The 1,825-nt window shown below is 36.6% G+C and carries 1 protein-coding gene; it reads left to right on the top strand.

Features of this window, described 5'->3' with window-relative positions:
• Window positions 1–286: 286 nt before the first annotated feature.
• Window positions 287–1,747: an IS1182 family transposase gene (locus ADJ83_RS10010; RefSeq protein ID WP_048717714.1), complete on the top strand. Its 1,461-nt coding sequence runs from the start codon at window positions 287–289 to the stop codon at window positions 1,745–1,747.
• Window positions 1,748–1,825: the final 78 nt, after the last annotated feature.

Raw genomic sequence — 1,825 nt, forward strand, 5'->3', positions numbered from 1 at the left:
TTTTAAACTTAGATGTGTAAATTGTTTTCCGAGGTGACCACTTGACTCATTGGGGCGAGCGCCGAGCCGCTTCGTCGCTACGCTCCTGCAGGGTCTCGGACTTTCTCGCTGCTCCCATAGGAGTNAAGCGGTCACCTCTCCAAACCAACTTAATATTCGCTTTCAAATAATTAAATTCTTATTTAATTTGGAAAAACTCCCAAAAAAAGGGGGAATATGCGGAATTTCTCCCCATATTCCCCCTTTTTCTTATATAATGGAAAAAAACGTTGGTGGGGAGTATTTTATGCTTGAAAAACAAGAGACATTAAACTTAAGTCCATATATGTTTATCTACGATTTAGTTGTTCCGAAAGATAACATGCTTCGCCAAATAAATGATTTGGTTGACTTTTCCTTTATCCTGGAGGAACTAACATCCAAGTATTGTTTGGATAATGGAAGAAACGCTATCCCACCAATCCGTATGTTTAAATACCTACTCTTAAAGGTAATCTTTGATTTATCCGATATCGATGTGGTGGAACGTTCTAAGTATGATATGTCCTTTAAATATTTTTTAGATATGGCTCCAGAAGATCCAGTGATCAATCCAAGCTCCCTAACGAAATTTCGGAGAATGCGGCTTCAAGATATTGCTTTATTAGACTTATTAATTGGGAAAACAGTAGAAATCGCAGTGGAAAAGAAGATAATCACGAGTAAAACGATTATCGTAGACGCCACCCATACCCTTTCCCGTTATCGAAATAAATCACCGAAAGAATATTTACAAGAGAAAGCCAAAAAAGTACGAAAGTTAATTTATTCGTTCGATGAATCGATAAAGGAAAAATTTCCGGCCAAACCTACTTCGAATGAAGTAGAAAAGGAGCTTGCCTATTGTTCCGCATTAGTAGAAGTAATAGAACAGGAGGCAAAGGTCGTACACATTCCAGCTGTACGTGAAAAAGTAAATGGATTAAAGGAAATAATAGAAGATTTCCAGGAACAGTCGTCTTATTCCAGTGATGAAGATGCGAGAACAGGTTATAAATCCGCTGACCATGCCTTTCACGGCTATAAAACACATATTGCCATGTCTGATGAACGTATTGTGACTGCCGCTGTTATTACCTCTGGAGAACAAGGAGAAGGAAAGTATTTAAAAGAGCTAGTGGAAAAGACAAATGAAGCAGGAATGAAGGTAGAAACTATCTTAGGAGATACAGCATATTCTGCAAAAGAAAATTTAGAATATACCAAGGAAAATAACATGCAGCTTGTTTCAAAATTACACCCAGTAATAACCAATGGACAACCTCATCGTAAGACGGGATTTGAATTTAACAAAGATGCCGATATGTATGCCTGTCCCGCTGGTCACTTAGCCATTAAAAAAGGAAAAAAGAAACGAGAAAAAGATGAAAACAGAAATCCGCAACTAAAATATTTTTTTGATGTTGAGAAGTGTAAAGTTTGTCCATTTAAAAATGGGTGTTATAAAGAAGGAGCGAAAACAAAGTCGTTTTCCGTTACGATTAAATCCAATACTCATTTGGAACAAGAGGCATTCCAAAAGACAGAAGAATTCAAAAAAATGGCAAAAGAACGATATAAAATAGAAGCGAAAAATAATGAATTAAAGAACAGACACGGGTTGAAAAAAGCAACTTCCTCGGGTTTATTTGGTATGCAGATTCAAGGGGCCACCACCATATTTGCGGTGAATTTAAAAAGAATTCTAAAGTTAATGAACGAAAAATAAGGGGAGGAATTGAAGGATTTAGGAAATCCACCTTTCATATATGGAGATATGTGGAAATAAGACATAAAAAACTAGAAA

The sequence above is a fragment of the Bacillus sp. 522_BSPC genome (assembly GCF_001076885.1).
Lineage (GTDB): Bacteria > Bacillota > Bacilli > Bacillales > Cytobacillaceae > Niallia > Niallia hominis.

Bases quoted from the DNA above. Each gene is read 5' to 3' on its own strand.
- ADJ83_RS10010 (WP_048717714.1), top strand. From the start codon at position 287: ATGCTTGAAAAACAAGAGACATTAAACTTAAGTCCATATATGTTTATC.